At 37.7% G+C, this 19,108-nt stretch carries 23 protein-coding genes and 1 riboswitch; of the genes, 21 read left to right on the top strand and 2 right to left on the bottom strand.

Annotated features, from left to right (window positions below; all coding sequences use genetic code 11):
* The first annotated feature begins 2 nt into the window (after positions 1–2).
* From sigF to MUN88_RS15925, 7 genes are all read left to right on the top strand, one after another.
* A complete protein-coding gene (gene sigF, locus MUN88_RS15895) occupies positions 3–755 on the top strand; it encodes an RNA polymerase sporulation sigma factor SigF (RefSeq protein ID WP_369809891.1) in 753 nt (250 codons plus the stop codon).
* A gap of 314 nt (positions 756–1,069) precedes the next feature.
* Positions 1,070–1,687: a stage V sporulation protein AA gene (locus tag MUN88_RS15900; protein ID WP_244716771.1), complete on the top strand. Its 618-nt coding sequence runs from the start codon at positions 1,070–1,072 to the stop codon at positions 1,685–1,687.
* A complete protein-coding gene (locus tag MUN88_RS15905; RefSeq protein WP_244716773.1) occupies positions 1,677–2,111 on the top strand; it encodes a stage V sporulation protein AB in 435 nt (144 codons plus the stop codon). The genes MUN88_RS15900 and MUN88_RS15905 overlap by 11 nt, the downstream gene beginning before the upstream one ends.
* A gap of 14 nt (positions 2,112–2,125) precedes the next feature.
* Positions 2,126–3,589 (top strand): spore germination protein, encoded by a 1,464-nt coding sequence (locus MUN88_RS15910; protein WP_244716774.1) that lies wholly within the window; start codon positions 2,126–2,128, stop codon positions 3,587–3,589.
* A 180-nt stretch (positions 3,590–3,769) separates the two neighbouring features.
* Positions 3,770–5,071, top strand: coding sequence for a diaminopimelate decarboxylase (lysA, locus tag MUN88_RS15915; protein ID WP_244716776.1), 1,302 nt, complete (start codon positions 3,770–3,772; stop codon positions 5,069–5,071).
* A gap of 12 nt (positions 5,072–5,083) precedes the next feature.
* Positions 5,084–5,518: a peptidylprolyl isomerase gene (locus MUN88_RS15920; protein ID WP_244716778.1), complete on the top strand. Its 435-nt coding sequence runs from the start codon at positions 5,084–5,086 to the stop codon at positions 5,516–5,518.
* Positions 5,519–5,810: 292 nt separating this feature from the next.
* On the top strand, positions 5,811–6,176 hold the full coding sequence (locus tag MUN88_RS15925; protein ID WP_244716780.1) for a GNAT family N-acetyltransferase: 366 nt from the start codon (positions 5,811–5,813) through the stop codon (positions 6,174–6,176).
* Positions 6,177–6,389: 213 nt separating this feature from the next.
* On the opposite strand, the gene MUN88_RS15930 is transcribed toward MUN88_RS15925, so the two are convergent.
* The gene (locus MUN88_RS15930; RefSeq protein WP_244724578.1) at positions 6,390–6,473 is read right to left on the bottom strand and encodes a YjcZ family sporulation protein; all 84 of its coding nucleotides are present in this window, start codon (positions 6,471–6,473) and stop codon (positions 6,390–6,392) included.
* A 135-nt stretch (positions 6,474–6,608) separates the two neighbouring features.
* On the opposite strand from MUN88_RS15930, the gene MUN88_RS15935 reads away from it, so the two are divergent.
* The 14 genes from MUN88_RS15935 (at position 6,609) to MUN88_RS16000 (ending at position 18,514) form a co-directional block, all read left to right on the top strand.
* Positions 6,609–7,337: a segregation/condensation protein A gene (locus MUN88_RS15935; protein ID WP_244716782.1), complete on the top strand. Its 729-nt coding sequence runs from the start codon at positions 6,609–6,611 to the stop codon at positions 7,335–7,337.
* A 20-nt stretch (positions 7,338–7,357) separates the two neighbouring features.
* Entirely contained in the window at positions 7,358–7,939 is a 582-nt protein-coding gene (gene scpB, locus MUN88_RS15940; protein ID WP_244716784.1) for an SMC-Scp complex subunit ScpB, read from the top strand.
* A 103-nt stretch (positions 7,940–8,042) separates the two neighbouring features.
* Positions 8,043–9,152 (top strand): D-alanyl-D-alanine carboxypeptidase family protein, encoded by a 1,110-nt coding sequence (locus tag MUN88_RS21735; protein WP_305852472.1) that lies wholly within the window; start codon positions 8,043–8,045, stop codon positions 9,150–9,152.
* Entirely contained in the window at positions 9,145–9,723 is a 579-nt protein-coding gene (locus MUN88_RS15950; protein WP_244716786.1) for a nucleoside recognition domain-containing protein, read from the top strand. Before MUN88_RS21735 ends, MUN88_RS15950 begins: the two co-directional genes overlap by 8 nt.
* A 19-nt stretch (positions 9,724–9,742) precedes the next feature.
* Positions 9,743–10,276: a spore maturation protein gene (locus MUN88_RS15955; RefSeq protein ID WP_305852473.1), complete on the top strand. Its 534-nt coding sequence runs from the start codon at positions 9,743–9,745 to the stop codon at positions 10,274–10,276.
* 246 nt (positions 10,277–10,522) lie between these two features.
* The gene (locus tag MUN88_RS15960) at positions 10,523–11,239 is read left to right on the top strand and encodes a pseudouridine synthase (RefSeq protein WP_244724583.1); all 717 of its coding nucleotides are present in this window, start codon (positions 10,523–10,525) and stop codon (positions 11,237–11,239) included.
* Positions 11,240–11,305: 66 nt separating this feature from the next.
* A complete protein-coding gene (resA, locus tag MUN88_RS15965; RefSeq protein ID WP_244716788.1) occupies positions 11,306–11,887 on the top strand; it encodes a thiol-disulfide oxidoreductase ResA in 582 nt (193 codons plus the stop codon).
* Positions 11,888–11,896: 9 nt separating this feature from the next.
* Complete coding sequence (gene resB, locus MUN88_RS15970) at positions 11,897–13,519, top strand: cytochrome c biogenesis protein ResB (RefSeq protein ID WP_244716790.1); 1,623 nt, start codon at positions 11,897–11,899, stop codon at positions 13,517–13,519.
* A gap of 29 nt (positions 13,520–13,548) precedes the next feature.
* The gene (ccsB, locus tag MUN88_RS15975) at positions 13,549–14,736 is read left to right on the top strand and encodes a c-type cytochrome biogenesis protein CcsB (RefSeq protein WP_244716792.1); all 1,188 of its coding nucleotides are present in this window, start codon (positions 13,549–13,551) and stop codon (positions 14,734–14,736) included.
* A 79-nt stretch (positions 14,737–14,815) separates the two neighbouring features.
* Positions 14,816–15,535 (top strand): response regulator transcription factor, encoded by a 720-nt coding sequence (locus MUN88_RS15980; RefSeq protein ID WP_244716794.1) that lies wholly within the window; start codon positions 14,816–14,818, stop codon positions 15,533–15,535.
* Positions 15,534–15,718, top strand: a riboswitch (cobalamin riboswitch). (Overlaps the previous gene by 2 nt.)
* 98 nt (positions 15,719–15,816) lie before the next feature.
* Positions 15,817–16,197 (top strand): DUF4430 domain-containing protein, encoded by a 381-nt coding sequence (locus MUN88_RS15985; protein WP_244716796.1) that lies wholly within the window; start codon positions 15,817–15,819, stop codon positions 16,195–16,197.
* A 4-nt stretch (positions 16,198–16,201) separates the two neighbouring features.
* The gene (locus MUN88_RS15990; protein ID WP_244716798.1) at positions 16,202–16,705 is read left to right on the top strand and encodes an ECF transporter S component; all 504 of its coding nucleotides are present in this window, start codon (positions 16,202–16,204) and stop codon (positions 16,703–16,705) included.
* Between the two features lie 104 nt (positions 16,706–16,809).
* Entirely contained in the window at positions 16,810–17,352 is a 543-nt protein-coding gene (locus MUN88_RS15995; RefSeq protein ID WP_369809892.1) for an RNA polymerase sigma factor SigX, read from the top strand.
* A complete protein-coding gene (locus MUN88_RS16000; protein WP_244716799.1) occupies positions 17,345–18,514 on the top strand; it encodes a hypothetical protein in 1,170 nt (389 codons plus the stop codon). The genes MUN88_RS15995 and MUN88_RS16000 overlap by 8 nt, the downstream gene beginning before the upstream one ends.
* 245 nt (positions 18,515–18,759) lie before the next feature.
* Here MUN88_RS16000 and MUN88_RS16005 read toward each other — a convergent pair whose 3' ends face one another.
* Positions 18,760–18,987 (bottom strand): ferredoxin, encoded by a 228-nt coding sequence (locus tag MUN88_RS16005; RefSeq protein WP_244716801.1) that lies wholly within the window; start codon positions 18,985–18,987, stop codon positions 18,760–18,762.
* Positions 18,988–19,108: the final 121 nt, after the last annotated feature.

A 19,108-nucleotide genomic window follows, 5' to 3' on the forward strand; every position in this document is an offset into this window, starting at 1 on the left:
TGATGCCTATGAAAACTAAAATTTCGAACGCTTCACCATTGGATGATAAAGAGGTAAAAAAATACATTCAACTCAGTCAGCAGGGAGACGAAGAAGCTAGATCATTGTTAGTGGAAAAGAATATCCGTTTAGTATGGTCCGTTGTACAAAGATTCTTAAACAGAGGTTATGATCAAGACGATTTATTCCAAATCGGCTGTATCGGCCTATTAAAGTCGATAGACAAGTTTGATCTGGAGTACGAAGTAAAATTCTCTACCTATGCTGTTCCCATGATTATTGGTGAAATTCAGCGGTTTATCCGTGATGACGGAACCGTGAAAGTAAGTCGGTCATTAAAAGAGATCGGCAATAAAATTAGAAGAGTGACAGATGAACTAACTAAGGAATTATCAAGAGCTCCGACAATACAAGAAATTGCTGATAAGTTAGAATTATCACCGGAAGATATTATCCATGCACAAGAGGCAACCAAAAAACCACAATCCATTCACGAAACTGTTTATGAAAACGATGGGGATCCCATTACATTACTGGATCAAATTGCGGATGTGAATGATAACTGGTTTGACAAGCTCACGATGGAACAAGTCATTAAAGATTTAGATAAGCGTGAGCGTCTGATTGTATATTTGAGGTATTACAAAGACAAGACACAAACAGAAGTCGCCAATCGTTTGGGCATTTCACAAGTACAAGTATCGCGAATTGAGAAAAAAATATTGGAGAAAATAAAAGAAGAGATCATGAATTAAGGCTGCCTTAACAGGTAGTCTTTTTTTGTTGGCAAGGAAAATATCTAACATGTCCACACAAACCAAAAAAAGCCGACGATAGGTTCTTGAATATGGTAATGTCGAAGCTACCCTTACTTTCACATTATTTTTTGATGATCAAGTTCTTTTGGACGCTTTTCTTCTGAAACTAGCTTAAGTATTCATAAGTACTAGCTAACTATAAGCGCATCCGAATTTCGTCTTTTCTACCACAAAATGAATGAAAACTCCATTTCCTCTCATACTAAGAAAAACATTTCCTCTAAAGCCTATTAAGAAAAGGGATGATGAATATGAAGGAGGAAAAAGTATATCTTCGCCTGAAAAAGAAAATCGCCGTTAAAAAGCAGCATTTGATCCGACTTAGAGACCTTGCACATATTACCGGTAATATCGATTACCTGGAAAAACTGAAAGAGTTAAAAATTTATCAGATTACCGAAAAGGATAATAATGTTTCGGTCATTGACGGTTTTCAATTATTAGAAAAACTTGTTGCGCAGTATCCATTTTTAACTATTGAATTATTAGATTCGAATCAAACGATTATTGAGATTAAAAAAGAAGAGAAGAAAGCAAACTTGCTCCTCATTCTTGTGGTATGGCTACTGTTATGTATTGGCTCCGCGATGGCGATAATGAATTTTCATTATGATGTAAGTATGGAAGAAGTACATCAAGGTCTCTTCTATCTGCTGACCGGTGAAAAGCAAGAAAAGCCTTTATGGATCCAAATTCCCTACTCGATTGGTTTAGGTTTAGGTATGATCCTTTTTTTTAACCATATTTTCAAAAAAAGATTCAATGAGGAACCTAGTCCGCTCGAAGTTGAAATGTTTAATTACCAGCAAGACCTTGATCAATATTTAATCTATCATGAAAATGCTTTGAACAAACGCGATGAGTCTTGACATCCTTCATATTATTGCTGAAATTGCAATTGGCTTTGGATCAGGGTTAATGGTAGGGACTGGTTTTGTAGCATTTTTAACCGTGTTAGGAATCATTCCTCGATTAGTGCAACTCAGTAAATCAAATCATTGGCTGAAAAATTATCAAGCAAGCGTCATAATTGGTGCAATGATTGGAACGTACCTGACATTTACAGACAAGGTATTACACATACCAGCGATCTTTTTAGGGGTTTGGGGGTTATTACATGGCATTTTTATCGGAATGCTTGCAGCTGCTTTAACGGAAGTATTAAATGTTTTCCCGTTACTCATGAAAAGGCTGGGAATTGATAAAGAATTATTATGGTTATTGATGGCCATTGTGATCGGGAAAATTGTTGGCTCATTATTTCAATGGCTCATTTTTGTGGATATTATATAGTGAAGGAGTTCGTTATGGCTAAAAAGAAACAAGCAATTAATCGTTCCATAGAAAAGAACCAGGAATTTCTTAAAACAAAGCTGGGAATTGGTGTATCCTTTGATGTCGGTTTCCGAGAATTAACGATTTTAAAGAAAAAAGTGCAACTGTATTATGTTACAGGATTAGTAGACACCCAATACGTCATCGAAGTAATTAAGAAACTCATCTCTGTGAATGATAACGAGAATGTACATTCTGATCTATATGATGAAATAAATAATCGCATTGTTCACCAGCAGGTCGAGAAGAAGAAAACGATGGATGAAGCTGTTGATCAGTTATTGTCTGGCCTGCTGGTAGTATTTGCTGAAGGAGAAGAAGAATGCTTTATTGTCGATGTTCGTTCGTATCCTGGAAGACAACCGCAAGAACCGGATACCGAAAAAGTAGTCCGGGGGTCTCGAGATGGATATACCGAGAATATAGTAGAAAATACTGCATTGACAAGAAGAAGGATACGAGATGAACGACTGAGAAATGAGATGATGCAAGTTGGGGAACGTTCAAAAACGGATGTATGTATTTGTTATTTACAAGATGTTGCTGATCAAAATCTTGTAGATTTATTGAAAAATGAATTAGATCAAATTGATGTAGATGGGATTTCGATGGCAGATAAAACGATTGAAGAATTTTTAGTTCATCAAGGGATAAATCCTTATCCGCTCGTACGCTATACGGAAAGACCGGATGTTGCGGCAACTCACTTGTTTGAAGGTCATGTTATTATTATGGTGGATACGTCTCCGAGTATGATAATTACGCCGACTACATATTTTCATCATGTGCAGCATGCAGAGGAATATCGAGAATCTCCGTCGGTTGGAACGTTTGTACGATGGATTCGGTTTGTTGGGATTTTTGCATCATTGTTTTTGTTACCACTTTGGATGTTACTCGTGCTAGATCCATCACTGCTGCCGGAAAAATTACAATTTATTGGACCGAATGAAACGGGTAACGTCCCCATTATTGTCCAAATTCTACTTGCGGATATCGGGATAGAGTTTCTGCGAATGGCCGCTATCCATACACCGACACCTTTGTCAACAGCTATGGGCTTAATCGCGGCTGTATTGATCGGTCAAATAGCCATTGAAGTGGGGTTATTTAGTGCAGAAGTTATTCTTTATGTATCAATAGCGGCGATTGGTTCTTTTGCTACTCCCAGTTATGAATTAAGTGTTGCCAATAAAATGATGAGAATATTGCTAGTAATCATCACTTTTATATTCCAAATTAAAGGGTTTGTTATTGGCAGTACTGCTTATATCTTATTGTTGGCTGCAACAAGATCGTTACAGACACCTTATTTATGGCCGTTCATCCCATTTAATGATAAAGCTATTTGGCAAATTCTATTTCGTGTTGCAGTACCTTTATCGAAGACACGGCCAAGTATTGTAAAGCCGCAGAATAATCGAAAACAAACTTGATCTTGTAGAAATAATACTTGAAGAAATGACTTCCCTGTGATAAATTATCTTTATACTTTGTTACATTTTGTAGAAATGGGAATGGTCTCATCCCTTGTCTACCTGTCTTGCAGAAAAGACGGGGATAAGGGATTTTTGTTTGACAAATGGCTATAGCAGCTAATGGCAGGTGAGGTGAAAATGATGATACAACCGTTTACAGCAATTCATAATAATCAATTAACCATCGCTGGTATTGATGCAGTGGAATTAACGAAGAAATATGGCACTCCATTATTTGTGTATGATGTGGAAAAAATCCGACAAAATGCTAGAGCATTTGTAAGTACATTTAAAAAACATGGGATTAACGCACAAGTTGCATATGCGAGTAAAGCCTTCTCTTCTGTTGCGATGGTGCAAATTGCTAAACAGGAGAATTTAAGTCTTGATGTTGTTTCACAAGGTGAATTGTATACGGCAATTCAGGCAGAATTTCCTGTAGAAAAAATACATATGCACGGAAATAATAAAAGTTTCGATGAGATATCGATGGCAGTTGAATACAATATTGGTTGTGTAGTAGTTGATAATTTTCATGAAATTGAATTATTGGCACATATTTTAGAAGAACAACAACGTGAAATGGACGTTCTCATTCGAGTTACACCAGGAATCGAAGCACATACACATGATTACATTCTGACCGGCAATGAAGATTCTAAGTTTGGTTTTGATTTGACGAATGGGCAGGCAGAAGAGGCGCTTCAACGGTTACGTCAGATTGACCGCATTCATGTTAAAGGATTACATTGTCATATCGGTTCACAAATATTTGAAACAGACGGTTTTACAATGGCTATTGAAAGGTTATTTCATACGCTAAAGGTTTGGAAAGATCGTCATCATTTTGAATCAGAGGTTGTCAATCTGGGTGGTGGTTTTGGCATTAGATATACAAAGGAAGATGATCCACTTCCGCACCCAGCATACGTAGAAGCCTTAATTACCAAAGTCAAAGAAGAAATAGACCAGTACGATATGGCTTTCCCGGAAATTTGGATTGAACCAGGCAGATCGATAGTAGGAGACGCTGGAGTAACCTTATATACAATCGGATCTATTAAAGAAATTCCAAACGTCCGTAAATACGTTTCCGTAGACGGTGGGATGACTGACAACCTGCGTCCAGCGCTATACCAGGCTAAATATGAAGCCGTTATTGCCAACAAAGTAAATGGAACAGATGAAGAGGAAGTTTCGATAGCGGGTAAATGTTGTGAGTCGGGTGATATGTTAATATGGGATATAACCTTACCAAAGGTAGAGCCAAATGATATTTTGGCTGTTTTTTCAACAGGTGCCTATGGGTACTCCATGTCCAACCATTATAATCGATTTCCAAAGCCGGCTGTTGTTTTTGTCGAGAATGGTGAGGATAAATTAGTTGTACAACGAGAATCATATAAAGACATGACCCAAAATGATTTATCATACGAATAGGAGGAAAGAATAATGAAACAGGCAGTAATTGAATTTGAAAATGGAGAAAAAATTGTAATTGAAATGTATGACGAGGCAGCTCCGAATACCGTTGCAAACTTTGAAAAACTTGCGAATGAAAAATTTTATGATGGGGTTGTTTTCCACCGCGTAATCCCTGGATTTGTTGCACAAGGCGGAGACCCAACTGGAACAGGTATGGGTGGACCAGGATATACGATCAAATGTGAAACAGAAGGAAATCCTCATAAGCATGTTGCTGGTACATTATCAATGGCACATGCTGGAAAAGATACGGGTGGAAGTCAATTTTTTCTTGTTCATGAACCACAGCCGCATTTAGACGGTGTACATACTGTATTTGGCCAAGTAATCGAAGGTATGGATACGGTTCTTCGTATTCGTCAAGGTGATGCGATGCAGACTGTTCGAGTGACAGAAGTATAAAATCAGTATGATTTGTCTAATTCTGATAATGTTTGACAATGTATGACGTTTATACTATTGTAAAGTGGAAAGTGGCAATTGATTATATCATTCAAAGGAACGATACATATGCAGAAAAGAAACATTCTTCTTTTTGTGATATTGTTAGTCTTGGCTATTGCTTGGGGCTGTTTTTACTGGTTTGGAATTGTATTTTCTTCCTAGTGATTGGAAATAATAAACAGTAACGACTTTTGAATGAAAACATAACATATCAATAAATGAATTTGTTATGAATAATGAGGGGTTCAATATGTTAATTCGTTATAAAAAAAGGTTTGAAAAAATCGCTATGGGTTTACTATCCTTAATGCCAGATGAGAAAGAAGTAAAAAAGTTGCAGGATACCATCAAAGAGTATGAAACAAATGATGATTGGCAATTATTTTTATGGAAAGAAGAAGAGGACATTTTGGGTGCGGTTGGTGTATTCTTAAATCAAGAAACGAAGATAGCTGTTCTCCAGCATATAACAGTAAATCCATCACATCGTAATATTGGATTTGGAAAGAAAATGGTTAATGCGCTAAAGAATCATTATGGTACATCGTTTGACGTAGTCCCAAATGAATTAACGGATAGATTCTTGAAAAAATGTAATACAGAAGAGGATCAATAATACGTAAGAACCTTTGCTGATCAAATACTGGCAAAGGTTCTTTTCAATAACGGGAAAACAAGTCGACAGTTATTTTGAACACGGTGCTGTCATGATGAGTATTTATAGAATAATTTGGACAGGTAGTTTTCAAAAAATGAAATATGTAGACAGTCAGATTAATGAGAAAGCTTACCGCCTTTTACAGACGATAAGCTTTGATTAGGTTTGATCCTAGTACCAAGCTGCACCTACGATGATTAAAAGAATGAACAACACAACGATTAAAGCAAATCCACCGCCATATGAATATCCCATTTTCAAACCTCCTAAAGATTAATTAATCAATTATAAGAATTGATCTTTCTAGATTAATGTATGCAAGAATTGGATACGCGTATAGGCGTTTGTAATAAATCGCCCATAAAAAATGTATTTTTTAGGAGTTTTTTTATGCCGAACCATTACCAAGTGAAGTTAGAAAGCTTTGAAGGCCCTTTAGATTTACTCTTACACTTAATTAATAAATATGAAATCGATATATATGATATTCCAGTGGCTGAAATCACTTCTCAATATATGGTGTATATACATACTATGCAGCAGTTAGAATTGGATATTGCTAGTGAGTATCTGGTGATGGCTGCTACCTTGCTAGAGATCAAGAGTAAATTACTTCTCCCTAACCCCTCGATAGAAATTGAGGAAGAATATGAAGAAGATCCTCGTGAAGAATTAATGCGACGTTTAATAGAATATCGAAAATATAAAGAAGCTGCAGAGCATCTGAAGGATCGAGAAGTAGAACAGAGTCAGGTTCATACAAGACCTCCAATGCAATTTGAAGAAGAAGACCGTCAATTACCGGAAGGCGCTGCGAATATCTATGATATGATTGAAGCAATAGGTAAAGTGTTGGAGCGAAAGAAATGGAACCGGCCATTGGAGACATCCGTTCAGCGTCAGGAAATACCTATTGAACAGCGGATGGAAGAAATCATGGAGACAATCGATCAGGTAAATAAGCCGATTTCGTTTTTTGAATTGTTTCCCAGTAAAACAAGAACATACATCGTCGCAACCTTTATTGCGATTTTAGAGTTAATGAAACAAAAACGAATTCATTGTAAACAAGAGAAAAACCTGGACGAGTTGATCATTTCTCGTTACGAGTCGCACTGATGTTGATGGAGGTATAGAAGTTGGACATTAATGATATTAAGGCGATATTGGAAGGATTAATTTTCGCTGCTGGAGATGAAGGAATTCATAAAAAAGAACTAAGGAAGGTTTTGGATCTAGATAAGGATATGGCAGATCACCTGATCAATGAATTAAAGTTCGAATATGAGCATGCCAAACGGGGAATCATGCTGATGGAGTCACAAGATGTGCTTTTTTTAACAACAAAGCCAGAACATAGCGAATACTATTCTAAGCTGAAAGAGGCTAAGGTACATGCCAAATTGTCACAAGCTGCCCTGGAAACATTAGCAATTATAGCTTACTTACAACCTATTACACGAACGGAGATAGAGCAAATACGTGGGGTGAAGAGTGAAAGACCTGTACAAACCTTGACCTCGCGTGCGTTAATAGAAGAGGTGGGAAGGAAGGAAGGGGTTGGACGTCCGATCTTATTCGGTACCACTATTGAGTTTCTAACGTATTTCGGTTTGAGCTCAATCGATGATTTGCCACCACTGCCAGAAGATATTAATGAATTGGATATCGAACAAGAAGCAGATTTGTTTTTCGATCGTTTACAGAATATGAGTGATTAACCTTGTAGCATAAATTGTTACAAGGTTAATTTTTTTGGCATAAGGGTGGCTTGTCTGCATAAAATGTTACAAACGTATCTGGAAAAGTAGGAAGAGGTGTATCATGCGAAAAATAGGATATTGCATTATTGTCCTCATCAGTATTTTTCAGTTTATACCTGCTCATGTTATGGCGACAACTGATATACAGGTATCTGCGCAAAGTGCGATATTAATGGACCAGGAAACAGGCAGAGTATTATTTGAAAAGAATGCGGATGTACCGAGTCTGATTGCAAGTATTACAAAAATTATGACAGCCATTATAGCAATAGAATCAGGAAAAATGGACGAAAAGGTTAACGTAACTGATAATGCTATTAAAACAGAAGGTTCATCGATTTATTTAAAAAAAGAGGATGAAATTAGCTTAGAAGACCTTGTATATGGACTAATGTTACGTTCAGGAAATGATGCAGCTGTCGCGATCAGTGAGTATGTGGGAGGAAGTGAGGAAGGCTTTGCTTATTTAATGAATGAAAAAGCAAAGTGGATTGGCATGACTAACTCTCATTTTGATAATCCGCATGGCCTTGATTCCGACACACATTACTCCACTGCGTATGACATGGCATTATTAACGAAGTACGCGATGGATAATGAAGAGTATCAAAAGATATCCGGTACCACCTCCTACAAATCATCTTCCCGTGACTACCCTTGGAAGAACAAAAACAAGTTGCTTACGCAGATGTATAAATACAGTAGTGGAGGAAAGACGGGTTATACGAAAGCTGCAGGGAGAACCTTGGTCTCAACAGCTGAAAAAAATGGACAAACATTAATTATGGTTACATTAGATGCACCAAATGATTGGCAGGATCATATGCGATTATTTGAATGGGGGTTTGAAACCTATCCGCTTCAAAATATTCAAGATGAATCTACATTTGAACTTCAACTGGATCAGGATCAACGAATTACAGCGAGTATAGATGAAACGATTGATTATCCATTAACGAAAGCAGAAGCGAAAGCAGTAGACTATAAAAATTATTTGAGCGATACAGTCGGGGCTTTCGACCGGATCGGTAAAAGAGTATTCTATTTGAACGATGAGCCAATTACAACAACAAGTATATACCTGGGAGAGCCCCCTAGTAAGAAAAACTCTAATCTATGGACAAGTATTTGGCAGCAATTTCAACATTTTTTAGGTGATCAACGTGATTAATGTTATATGGGCATTAATGGCTGTTATTGGCATTGTATATGCAATGTTTAACGGAACGATGGAAGAAGTGAATCAAGCGCTGTTTGATGGGTCCAGTGAAGCTGTAACACTTGTAATCAGTTTATCCAGTGTCTTGATTTTCTGGCTGGGAATGATGAGAGTGGCAGAACGTGCAGGTATACTGGAAGCCTTCGCAAAATTAGCACGTCCTATAGTGAGACGGTTGTTTCCCGAAATTCCTGCAGGTCATCCAGCAATGGGTTATATCTTAGCTAATTTCTCGGCAAATTTATTTGGTTTAGGGAACGCGGCGACACCAATGGGGATAAAAGCGATGGAAGAAATGAAAAAAATAAGTCAATCGGACAGGGCAAGTAATGCAATGATTACATTTCTGGTCATTAATACATCAAGTATAACGTTGATTCCAACGACCGTTATTGCTATTCGGTTACAATATGGTTCCCAGGCTCCAACAGAAATTGTCGCCAGTACCATATTAGCAACAACGATTACAACTGTTTCAGCCATCTTCATCGATCGATTATTGCGCCGTTCACGAAGCCATTAAGCTATAGGGGGGGAAAGCCGTGGTCGAAGCAATGACAGTCATCAGTATATGGATTGTACCGGTGACAGTTATGTTTATCTTATTAGTAGCAATCATCAGAAAAGTACCAGCATATGAAGTGTTTGTGGAAGGTGGGAAAGAAGGGTTAAAAATGTCCGTTTCTCTTCTTCCTTTTTTGTTAGGAATGCTCGTAGCAATTGCGATTTTAAGAAGTTCTGGTGCGCTAGATGCCTTTATCCAGTTGTTAGAACCTATTCTTGTAAAAGTTGGCATACCGGCAGAAATAGCACCACTTGCTATCCTGCGTCCGATATCTGGTACTGCAGCATTAAGCGTAACATCGGAGATTATACAAGTGTATGGACCGGATTCTTTTTTGGGAAGATTGGCATCGACTATGCAAGGCAGCACAGATACAACTTTCTATATTCTCACTGTCTATTTTGGGGCTGTAGGTATTAAAAAAATGGGAAATGCTTTAAAAATTGGACTGATTGCGGATTTTATTGGTATAATAGTATCTGTGATAATAGTGACATGGTTATTCATGTAGTAGCGCTAAGGCAAGGTAAGCGCTACTGTTTTCATTTGGAAGCAAAAAACTACTTATAGTGCGTATTTAAAAAGGAGGACAAAAAGCGCAAAGGAATTCAAGGCGGCGTAGTTTCGAGTACTGGAATGTATGCTTATTAATACATGAGGAACGGAGAAGCATGCCAACGCAGAAATTCACAGCGATTTTTCCCGGACTTTTTGAACGACCTCTTATAAATTATAAAAAAGAAAGTGTGTGTATATGATGGAACGTCTGCAGAAAGTGATCGCTCAAAGTGGTATAACATCACGCAGGAAAGCGGAGAAACTAATTGAACAAGGCTTAGTAGAAGTGAATGGCACAGTTGTAACAGAATTAGGTACAAAGGTATCTTCTGAAGATGAAGTGAAAGTACAAGGTGTACCGATTGAAAAAGAAAAAAAGTTATATTTTCTTTTGTACAAGCCACGTGGTGTCATAACGAGTGTGTCGGATGATAAACATCGCAAGACCGTAGCGGACTTTTTTGAACAATATCAAGAGCGTCTGTTCCCAGTAGGGAGACTTGACTATGATACGTCAGGAATCCTGATCATGACGAATGATGGTGAATTTACGAACTTATTGTTGCATCCAAGTCACCAAATTAATAAAGAATATATTGTAAAGACGCAAGGAATTCCGGATAAAGAAAAATTACAATTATTTAAAAAAGGCATTAAATCAGATGGTGACGTGCTGAAGGCGAAATATGTCAAAGTAATGTCCGTCGACACCAAAAAGAAAACAGCAATAGTGAAGATCGTGTTGCACCAAGGGAAAAATCGTCAAATCAGAAGAATGTTTGAATGGTTAGGAACACCAGTTCAAAAGCTCAAACGCGAAAAATTTGGCTTTTTGACGTTAGATGGTTTAACAGCAGGTGAACACCGCGAATTAACACCTCAAGAAATTGCCGAGTTAAAAAAATTAGCTAAATAATTGTTGAATATCTGTCACATTTTCGACATGAAGTAAATGGTACAATGAGCGAAGGGAGTGAGTCGGATGAGTAAGATTGAACAGGCAAAACAAAACAAGAAATCAAAAAAACGAAATCGTTTTATTTTTCGGACGTCCATCCTGATTGTGTTGTTTGGTGCGCTTCTTTTCGCAGTTGTTTCCAATTTAACAGCAGAAGAAGACGCTGTTGTAGAAGTGGGTGATCAGGCACCAGATTTTCAATTAGAGCAGATAGCAACAGATGATTCATCAACGATTCAGTTGTCTGATCTAAGGGGAAAAGGTGTCATGCTGAATTTCTGGGGAACCTGGTGTAAACCATGTGAAAAAGAAATGCCTTACATGGAGCAATTGTACCCGGAATACAAGGAAAAAGGCGTCGAAATACTTGCGGTGAATTTAGATTCAACGAAGTTACCGGTACAGAATTTCGTCGATCAGTATAACCTTACTTTTCCTATATTATATGATGAACATACCGAAGTATTAGATACTTATGGAATCAAGCCTATACCGACAACCTATTTCATTGACGAAAATGGTATCGTTGTCGAACGCGTATTAGGTGGACTGACAGTAGAAAAATTACAAGGGTATCTAGATCAGATAGTTCCAGAAGGATCGTGAGGGGTTTGAATGAATACATTAAAATGTACTACATGTGGTCATGTTAATAACGAAGGGACGACGATTTGCGAAAAATGTGGAAAACCGTTAGATAATGACCAAAATGGAAAGTTATTAAATATGCGCTATGATGGAACAGCGATTCGTTCAAAGACGAGAAACCGGTCAATTGTTGATAAGATTTGGAATTTCTTTTCGTCTGTTAAAGTTGGGGTTACCTTAATTGCGATTACGCTCGTTGCATCCGCTTTAGGTACGATCTACCCACAGCAGATGTACATTCCACAAAATGTGGATCCTGCTGTTCACTATGAGGATCAGTATGGAATTACCGGGCAAATTTACTATCAGTTAGGGTTTCATAACTTATACGGGTCCTGGTGGTACCTTATCCTGGTAGCGCTTATTGGTATTTCTATTTTTATCGTCAGTATTGACAGAGGTGTGCCGTTATTTAAAGCGTTAAAGAATCAGGCAATAAAACGGCATTTGCACTTTTTGAAAAGACAAAAGTATTTCGTGGAAAACACTGATGTATCAGAACAAGATAGAACAGCTTTTATTCAAAACTTAAAAAAACATCGTTATAAAATAACGGAAAAGAACGGCCACCTTTTAGCGGAGAAGGGACGTTTTTCCCGCTGGGGTCCGTATGTCAATCATTTAGGACTTATTATTTTTCTAATTGGGACGTTATTTCGATTTGTACCGTTTATGTATGTCGATGATTTTGTGTGGGTTAGAGAAGGGGAAACAGCTGTTATTCCAGGTACAAACCAGCAATATTACATAAAAAATGAAGAGTTTATCTTTGAAACATATGGAGAGTCAGATGAAGACGATATCTTTCAGGCTGCATTAGATCGAACCAATGGTCCAATACCAAAACACTTTGAAACGAGGGCGACACTTTATGAAAATGTGTCAACAGATGTGGTTGGTTCAGAACCAGAGCTGAAGGAGGTTAAAAGCGGTGAAATCATCGTAAATGAACCGATGAAAATCAATGGTCTTGGCCTATATCAGGACAGTTATCAAATGAACGAATTTCAGACAATGACTTTTAAACTTCATCGAGCGGATGATGAAGAGGAAGAAGCTATTGTTGAATTTACGGTTGATTTAACCGATCCTCAGCGAGAATACACATTTGATAATGGGTATACGATAGAGTTAAACAAATATTATCCAGAATATGAACTTAATAATGGACAGCCACGCTCTGTATCGAATTATCCACGTAATCCCGGTTTTGTCTTTTTTGTCAAAGGGCCTGATATAGAAGAACAAGAAGCTAGTTTCCTTGCAATTGGACAAAATATTCCTTCTGGGGATAATCAATATAAGTTAGGTTTAGCAGATTTCACGGTACGTGATGTTAGCGGATTAAATGTAAAGAAAGATTTAACTTTACCAATACTAGGAGTTGGCGCTTTCATATTTATGATCGGTGTAATCCAAGGGATGTATTGGCAGCATCGCCGAATTTGGATTCATCCGGATGATAATAGTTTATATGTTGCCTGTCATACGAATAAGAACTGGTTTGGTTTTACAAGAGAGTTCGAGAAAATGATAAACGAAACCAACCTGAAAATGATTGAGGACCAAGAAACGAAAGAAAAAGAATAACTTCAAAGGGAATGTAAGGAGGAAAAAGCATGGATTTATTGTCGTTAAGCAGCGGCCTGTTATATAGTGCGTTTGTTATTTATTTGATCGCAACAGTACTCTTCGCAGCAACGATTAGAGACAAGCGGAAAGAAAAAGAATTCCGGTTCATAAACAAACTCGCGATCGGAGTTACGATATTGGGTTTTGTTGCACAAATCGGTTATTTCTTCACGCGTTGGGTAGCCAGTAAGCATGCACCAGTTAGTAATATGTTTGAGTTTGTTACATTTTTTGGTATGATGCTCGTCTTGGCATTTATTATCCTGTACTTTATCTATCGTATTGATTTATTAGGATTATTTGCATTACCGATAGCTTTACTGGTTATCGCCTATGCAAGTATGTATCCGAGAGAAATATCGCCATTGGTACCTTCCTTAAAGAGTCATTGGCTTTATATCCATGTTACAACAGTTGCGCTAGGGGAAGCGATTCTAGCAGTCAGTTTTATTGCTGGTATGATCTACCTGATTAGACAGATAGATCAAACAAAATCTACTGCAAGAACCAAGTGGCTCGAAATCATCATGTACTCCATTTTTGCCACTATAGGATTTGTAATGATTACTACTACTTTTTCAGCAATGGACTATCATGCGTCATTTTCCTATGTTGTTGATGAAAATGAAACAACCTTGGATTATGAATTACCAGCGTTGTTTGGACCTGGAAACGGAGAGCTATTAACTGAAAATCGAATGGATGCATTATTACAGACACCGGAATGGATGCATGGTGCAGAAGCGCCACGAAAATTAAACACGTTAGTCTGGTCATTGTTAATTGGATTAGTCTTATATTTATTGGCTAGAATAATATTACGAAAACGAGTAGCTGCGGCAATACAACCTCTTCTTAGAAAAGCAAATCCTGAATTATTAGATGAGGTTGGTTATCGCGCTATCACCATCGGTTTTCCTGTCTTTACACTTGGTGGATTGATTTTCGCATCCATTTGGGCACAAGAGGCTTGGAATCGTTATTGGGGATGGGATCCGAAAGAGGTGTGGGCACTCATAACCTGGTTCTTTTATGCTATATTCTTGCATCTCCGTTTGTCTCGAGGCTGGCATGGTGAGCGATCTGCATGGTTAGCTGTGGTGGGTTTTGCAATAATTATGTTTAACTTAATCGTGGTTAATCTCGTACTAGCTGGTTTGCATTCTTACGCATAACAAGACAGATGAAGGCCATTCATTTGTTAGTTCTGTCATTTACTTATATACTGTAGGTAGTGACAGGGGGGAGGTAAAGATGGAAACAGAAGGTAACAAAGTATTAGTAGTAGATGATGAGGAAAGAATTCGTCGTTTATTAAAAATGTACCTTGAACGAGAAGGGTATGAGATAGAAGAAGCAGAAGACGGCGAACAAGCATTAAAATTAGCTTTATCAAATGATTATGATGTCATATTACTCGATTTGATGATGCCTGGCAAAGACGGGCTTGAGGTTTGTAAAGAAATACGATTGCATAAAGCAACACCGGTTATGATGTTGACGGCAAAAGGTGAAGAGTTAAATCGAATTCACGGCTTTGAAGCTGGTACTGACGATTACATTGTCAAGCCTTTTAGTCCACGTGAAGTAGTATTACGTGTTAAAGCGTTATTAAGAAGGTCCTCTGCTTCAACGAATATCAATCAGTCGACTCGCTCGAAAGACTTGATTGAATTCCAACATCTCCTCATAGATAATGATGCACATCGTGTGCTAGCAGACAATCAAGAGGTAAGTTTAACACCAAAAGAATATGAATTACTCTTATTTCTAGCAAAATCACCGGATAAAGTATTCGAACGAGAAGCTTTATTAAAGGAAGTGTGGAAATATGAATTTTTTGGTGATTTACGAACAGTCGATACTCATGTAAAGCGACTACGTGAAAAATTAAACAAAGTATCTGCAGAAGCGGCAAAAATGATTGTTACTGTATGGGGTGTCGGTTATAAATTTGAAGTAACAAAACCGTAATAGAAGATTGTTTGATGGTGAGTATACTTAATAGGGAATCTGGTGGAAATCCAGAACTGTCCTCGCAACTGTAAGTGCAAACGAAACAGCAACAACCACTGTACGCAATATTTGATGTATGGGAAGGTGCTGGAGTAGAGTAAAGCACAAAGTCAGGAGACCTGCCATCTGACATGTATTCATGCTTCGGGGATTAAGCATGTAAAGTAGTGTTTTTCCATATATACATACTTGCAAAATGCTTGGATCCTCAAAGAGTTTACTATTGAGGAGAGAAGAATGTGAAACAGTTTAAACAACTATTAATAGTTATCATATTAGCGGTAGTAATGACAGCTTGTGGCAATACGGGAACCAATGTGGCCGAAGGAGATATTAACGTATCGCTAACGATAACGGATCAAATTACGAATAAGACAATTAGTGAAGAGTCCTACACGGTAACATCCGGAACAACATTAGAAGACCTTCTGCAGGATAATTATGAGGTAGAAGTGACGGAGGATGGATTCTTAACTTCCATTAATGGACATGAGCAAAATGTTGAAGAAAATGAGTATTGGACATATGAAGCAAACGGTGAAATGGTAAGCGAAGGAATTGCAGATTATGAAGTGCAGGATGAAGATGACATTACTTTTGATCTTCAAATAATAGAGTGATTCGTTGAATATCTATAAACTGACATTAATATCCTTATTGGCAGCAGTATGTGTGGCAGGCCGAATTTGTTTTCAATTTTTGCCGAATATTCAGCCGGTTACTGCAATTATTATTGTGGCAGGAGCATTACTCGGGGTGGTTCCTGCCATTTGTATCGCAATCGTTTCGACTTATGTGACAAATTTGTTTATGGGAATGGGTATATGGACGATTTGGCAGATATTTGCATGGTCTATCATCGGTTTACTAGCTGGACTGATCGGGAGGTATGTGCCTGCCAGATATCATCTGGTTATTCTCACAGGATTTAGTGTGCTGGCGGCTTTTCTTTATGGTTTGGTTCTTAACTTAGGCACCTTCACTTTCTCAGGCAGCTTTTTTGCCTACATGCTGGCAAGCATACCGTTTGACTTGATGCATGCAATTGGCAATCTTGTTTTTATGTTGATTTTATATCCCGTAATAAGAAGAGTTTTTCAGCAAAATTTAGAAAAAATAGAGCGATAACCTACCACAGTGTAAATGACTGTGGTATTTTTATTTTATAGTATAAGTTTTTGTAACTTTTGCTAGCGTTTATTCGACAAATAAAGTATCGGTGAGGGGGTCTTATGATGAAGACCACATTTGAGGATCTTTATGACAAATACCATCAAGATCTCTTCCAATATATCTTCTACCTGGTTAAGGACAAAGCACAAGCGGAAGACCTTATTCAAGAAGTTTATATTAAAGTGCTCAGTGCCTATTCTAGCTTTAATGGAGACAGCGCTGAAAAAACCTGGCTTTTTTCCATTGCCAGGCATACTACATTTGATTATTTTCGAAAGTTGAAGCGGAAACGCATGAAGATACAAGATTTTTTTAATTGGGAAGATGATGGTGAAAAGTTAACATCAACAATGGAGGAACCGGAAGATTCCATACTTCATAATGATGAGATGCATCAAGTCTATCATTGTTTGGATCAATGTACCGTGGATCAGAAGCAGGTCGTTATTCTACGGTACATACAGGAATTCTCTATTAAAGAAACAGCAGAAATATTAAAGTGGTCTACCAGCAAAGTGAAAACAACACAACATCGTGCATTAAAAGTTTTGCAAACCTGCATGATGACATCTAGTGAAAAGGAGGATGTTAATCATGAATAAAGACAAGGATTATGAAACACGTTTAAAAGAGCAGTTACGTTCCATGCCTAAAATTAAAGATGAGCGCACCAAAGAAGAAATATATCGGCAAATACAGCTACAAATGATAGAAAAAGAAGAAGCGAAGCAAAGAAAAAAACGATGGTTTTGGATACCTGCTATTTCAGCTGTCACTTGTGCACTTCTGGTATTTATAGTGTTTCTTTCACAAGACAGGTTGACACAGTTTGAACAATCTTCTTCACCTTCTGCCTCTGACGAAGCTCAAATAAGATTTGAGAGTCAGGAAAATTCTATTGAAAGCCGTGATAGTGAAGAAAGTGGACAAATGGAGGAAGCGTCAGAGGAATCAGATAACACGACAGAGGATAGCGTGCTTCAATATCAGTTGGAAATACTGCCGAAGGAGAAGATTAAAAAACTTGGTTTATTGACCACACCTCCGCAATATGTAGTGCCAATTACTATTTCAGAACAAAAAATAAAAGAACCATTCTCATTTAATAAGCTGGGGGACGAAATTGATCTAGCCGTAAATGGCTTACAGGATATCGGATTAAAGCATATGACGTTTACTAAAAAGGAGCAAATCGTTGTTGCTTCTGTTCAGCATGATTTTACAATTGAACCTGATACTGCAAGTCAACAGCTGTTCGACCAGTTAATGAACCTTATTTTTCAACCATTTAGGGTCAAACAGATACAGTTTGATCAGACAAACGATTTTATCGACCAAATTAATATGGTCGATAACACATATATATTAAAAGGCTCTGGCACTGTAGTCTATAAGCAATATCGATACAATGCACAAGCTTCAGGCTGGCTCGTTGCTACGAAGGTAGCGCAATTTGATTCAATCGAAAAAGCGTTGAACGAGATGAAAAAAGCAGAGCCACAGTATCATGTGAAGTCAACTATCCCAAATGATGCAGAAATAAAGGTTAAGCAAGCTGAAGATGATACACTAGAATTACAAATTGTTTCAGCGAAAACAGGTCAAAATCAGAAAACAGTCAACATGATCGAAGCAATTATTGCAACAGCATATTCTTTTGGTTTTCAAACCGTACAATTTGATATCGGCTATGAACAAGTGGGCAAATATGATTTAACAAAGCCAGTGCAGACAGACCAGCAAATTAACGTTATTTATCGATAAGTGGTAAGGAAAAAAATTGTCCAACGTAGATCATTCGACGTTGGACATTGGTTTAGGGGATGGAGGATAATTTTCTCTATTTTGCTTTCATTATATTGACGTATAGCATGTGCAAGAGTAGTTCCTGATCTTCGCTTTGTTTTGGGACCTGCTTAGTCAGAACTAACGCTTTGCTCACAACATGTGTCAAACTTACTACAGTAACACTATTTATAATTCCGGAGCTGTGAAAAGAATTTTTCCATTTATTTTTGCTTTTTCCTGTTTACTTTGACTGATTCGGTTGGGCAGCTCTCATGGGCGTCCAATAAATCATCGATGAGGTCAGAGGGAACTTCTTCATCGCCTTTGTTATCATCCCTGAGACCAAAGGCGATACCTTCATCATCATAATCAAACAATTCAGGAGCCGATGCTCCGCAGACTCCACAAGCAATACAAGTTTCTTTATTTATCCACGTAAAATATGGCATAAGCCACTTCCTTTATTGTTCGTTCTTCTGTTCTAGATTATCAGATCCTCCCGTTTCTGACAAATACCTAGTATCCAAATTCGACAAATCTTGTTAGAATAAGATTAGATAGATCGAGGTG

The organism is Gracilibacillus caseinilyticus (assembly GCF_022919115.1).
GTDB lineage: Bacteria > Bacillota > Bacilli > Bacillales > Amphibacillaceae > Gracilibacillus > Gracilibacillus caseinilyticus.

Excerpts from the sequence above, each read along its gene's own strand:
- MUN88_RS16000 (WP_244716799.1), top strand. The coding sequence starts at position 17,345 with ATGAATAAAGACAAGGATTATGAAACACGTTTAAAAGAGCAGTTACGT.
- MUN88_RS15900 (WP_244716771.1), top strand. The coding sequence starts at position 1,070 with ATGAAGGAGGAAAAAGTATATCTTCGCCTGAAAAAGAAAATCGCCGTT.
- MUN88_RS15910 (WP_244716774.1), top strand. The coding sequence starts at position 2,126 with ATGGCTAAAAAGAAACAAGCAATTAATCGTTCCATAGAAAAGAACCAG.
- MUN88_RS15920 (WP_244716778.1), top strand. The coding sequence starts at position 5,084 with ATGAAACAGGCAGTAATTGAATTTGAAAATGGAGAAAAAATTGTAATT.
- ccsB (WP_244716792.1), top strand. The coding sequence starts at position 13,549 with ATGGATTTATTGTCGTTAAGCAGCGGCCTGTTATATAGTGCGTTTGTT.
- MUN88_RS15980 (WP_244716794.1), top strand. The coding sequence starts at position 14,816 with ATGGAAACAGAAGGTAACAAAGTATTAGTAGTAGATGATGAGGAAAGA.
- resB (WP_244716790.1), top strand. The coding sequence starts at position 11,897 with ATGAATACATTAAAATGTACTACATGTGGTCATGTTAATAACGAAGGG.
- MUN88_RS16005 (WP_244716801.1), bottom strand. The coding sequence starts at position 18,987 with ATGCCATATTTTACGTGGATAAATAAAGAAACTTGTATTGCTTGTGGA.
- MUN88_RS15960 (WP_244724583.1), top strand. The coding sequence starts at position 10,523 with ATGGAACGTCTGCAGAAAGTGATCGCTCAAAGTGGTATAACATCACGC.
- MUN88_RS15925 (WP_244716780.1), top strand. The coding sequence starts at position 5,811 with ATGTTAATTCGTTATAAAAAAAGGTTTGAAAAAATCGCTATGGGTTTA.
- MUN88_RS15995 (WP_369809892.1), top strand. The coding sequence starts at position 16,810 with ATGATGAAGACCACATTTGAGGATCTTTATGACAAATACCATCAAGAT.
- resA (WP_244716788.1), top strand. The coding sequence starts at position 11,306 with ATGAGTAAGATTGAACAGGCAAAACAAAACAAGAAATCAAAAAAACGA.
- MUN88_RS15930 (WP_244724578.1), bottom strand. The coding sequence starts at position 6,473 with ATGGGATATTCATATGGCGGTGGATTTGCTTTAATCGTTGTGTTGTTC.
- sigF (WP_369809891.1), top strand. The coding sequence starts at position 3 with ATGCCTATGAAAACTAAAATTTCGAACGCTTCACCATTGGATGATAAA.
- MUN88_RS15905 (WP_244716773.1), top strand. The coding sequence starts at position 1,677 with ATGAGTCTTGACATCCTTCATATTATTGCTGAAATTGCAATTGGCTTT.
- lysA (WP_244716776.1), top strand. The coding sequence starts at position 3,770 with ATGATGATACAACCGTTTACAGCAATTCATAATAATCAATTAACCATC.
- MUN88_RS21735 (WP_305852472.1), top strand. The coding sequence starts at position 8,043 with ATGCGAAAAATAGGATATTGCATTATTGTCCTCATCAGTATTTTTCAG.
- MUN88_RS15935 (WP_244716782.1), top strand. The coding sequence starts at position 6,609 with ATGCCGAACCATTACCAAGTGAAGTTAGAAAGCTTTGAAGGCCCTTTA.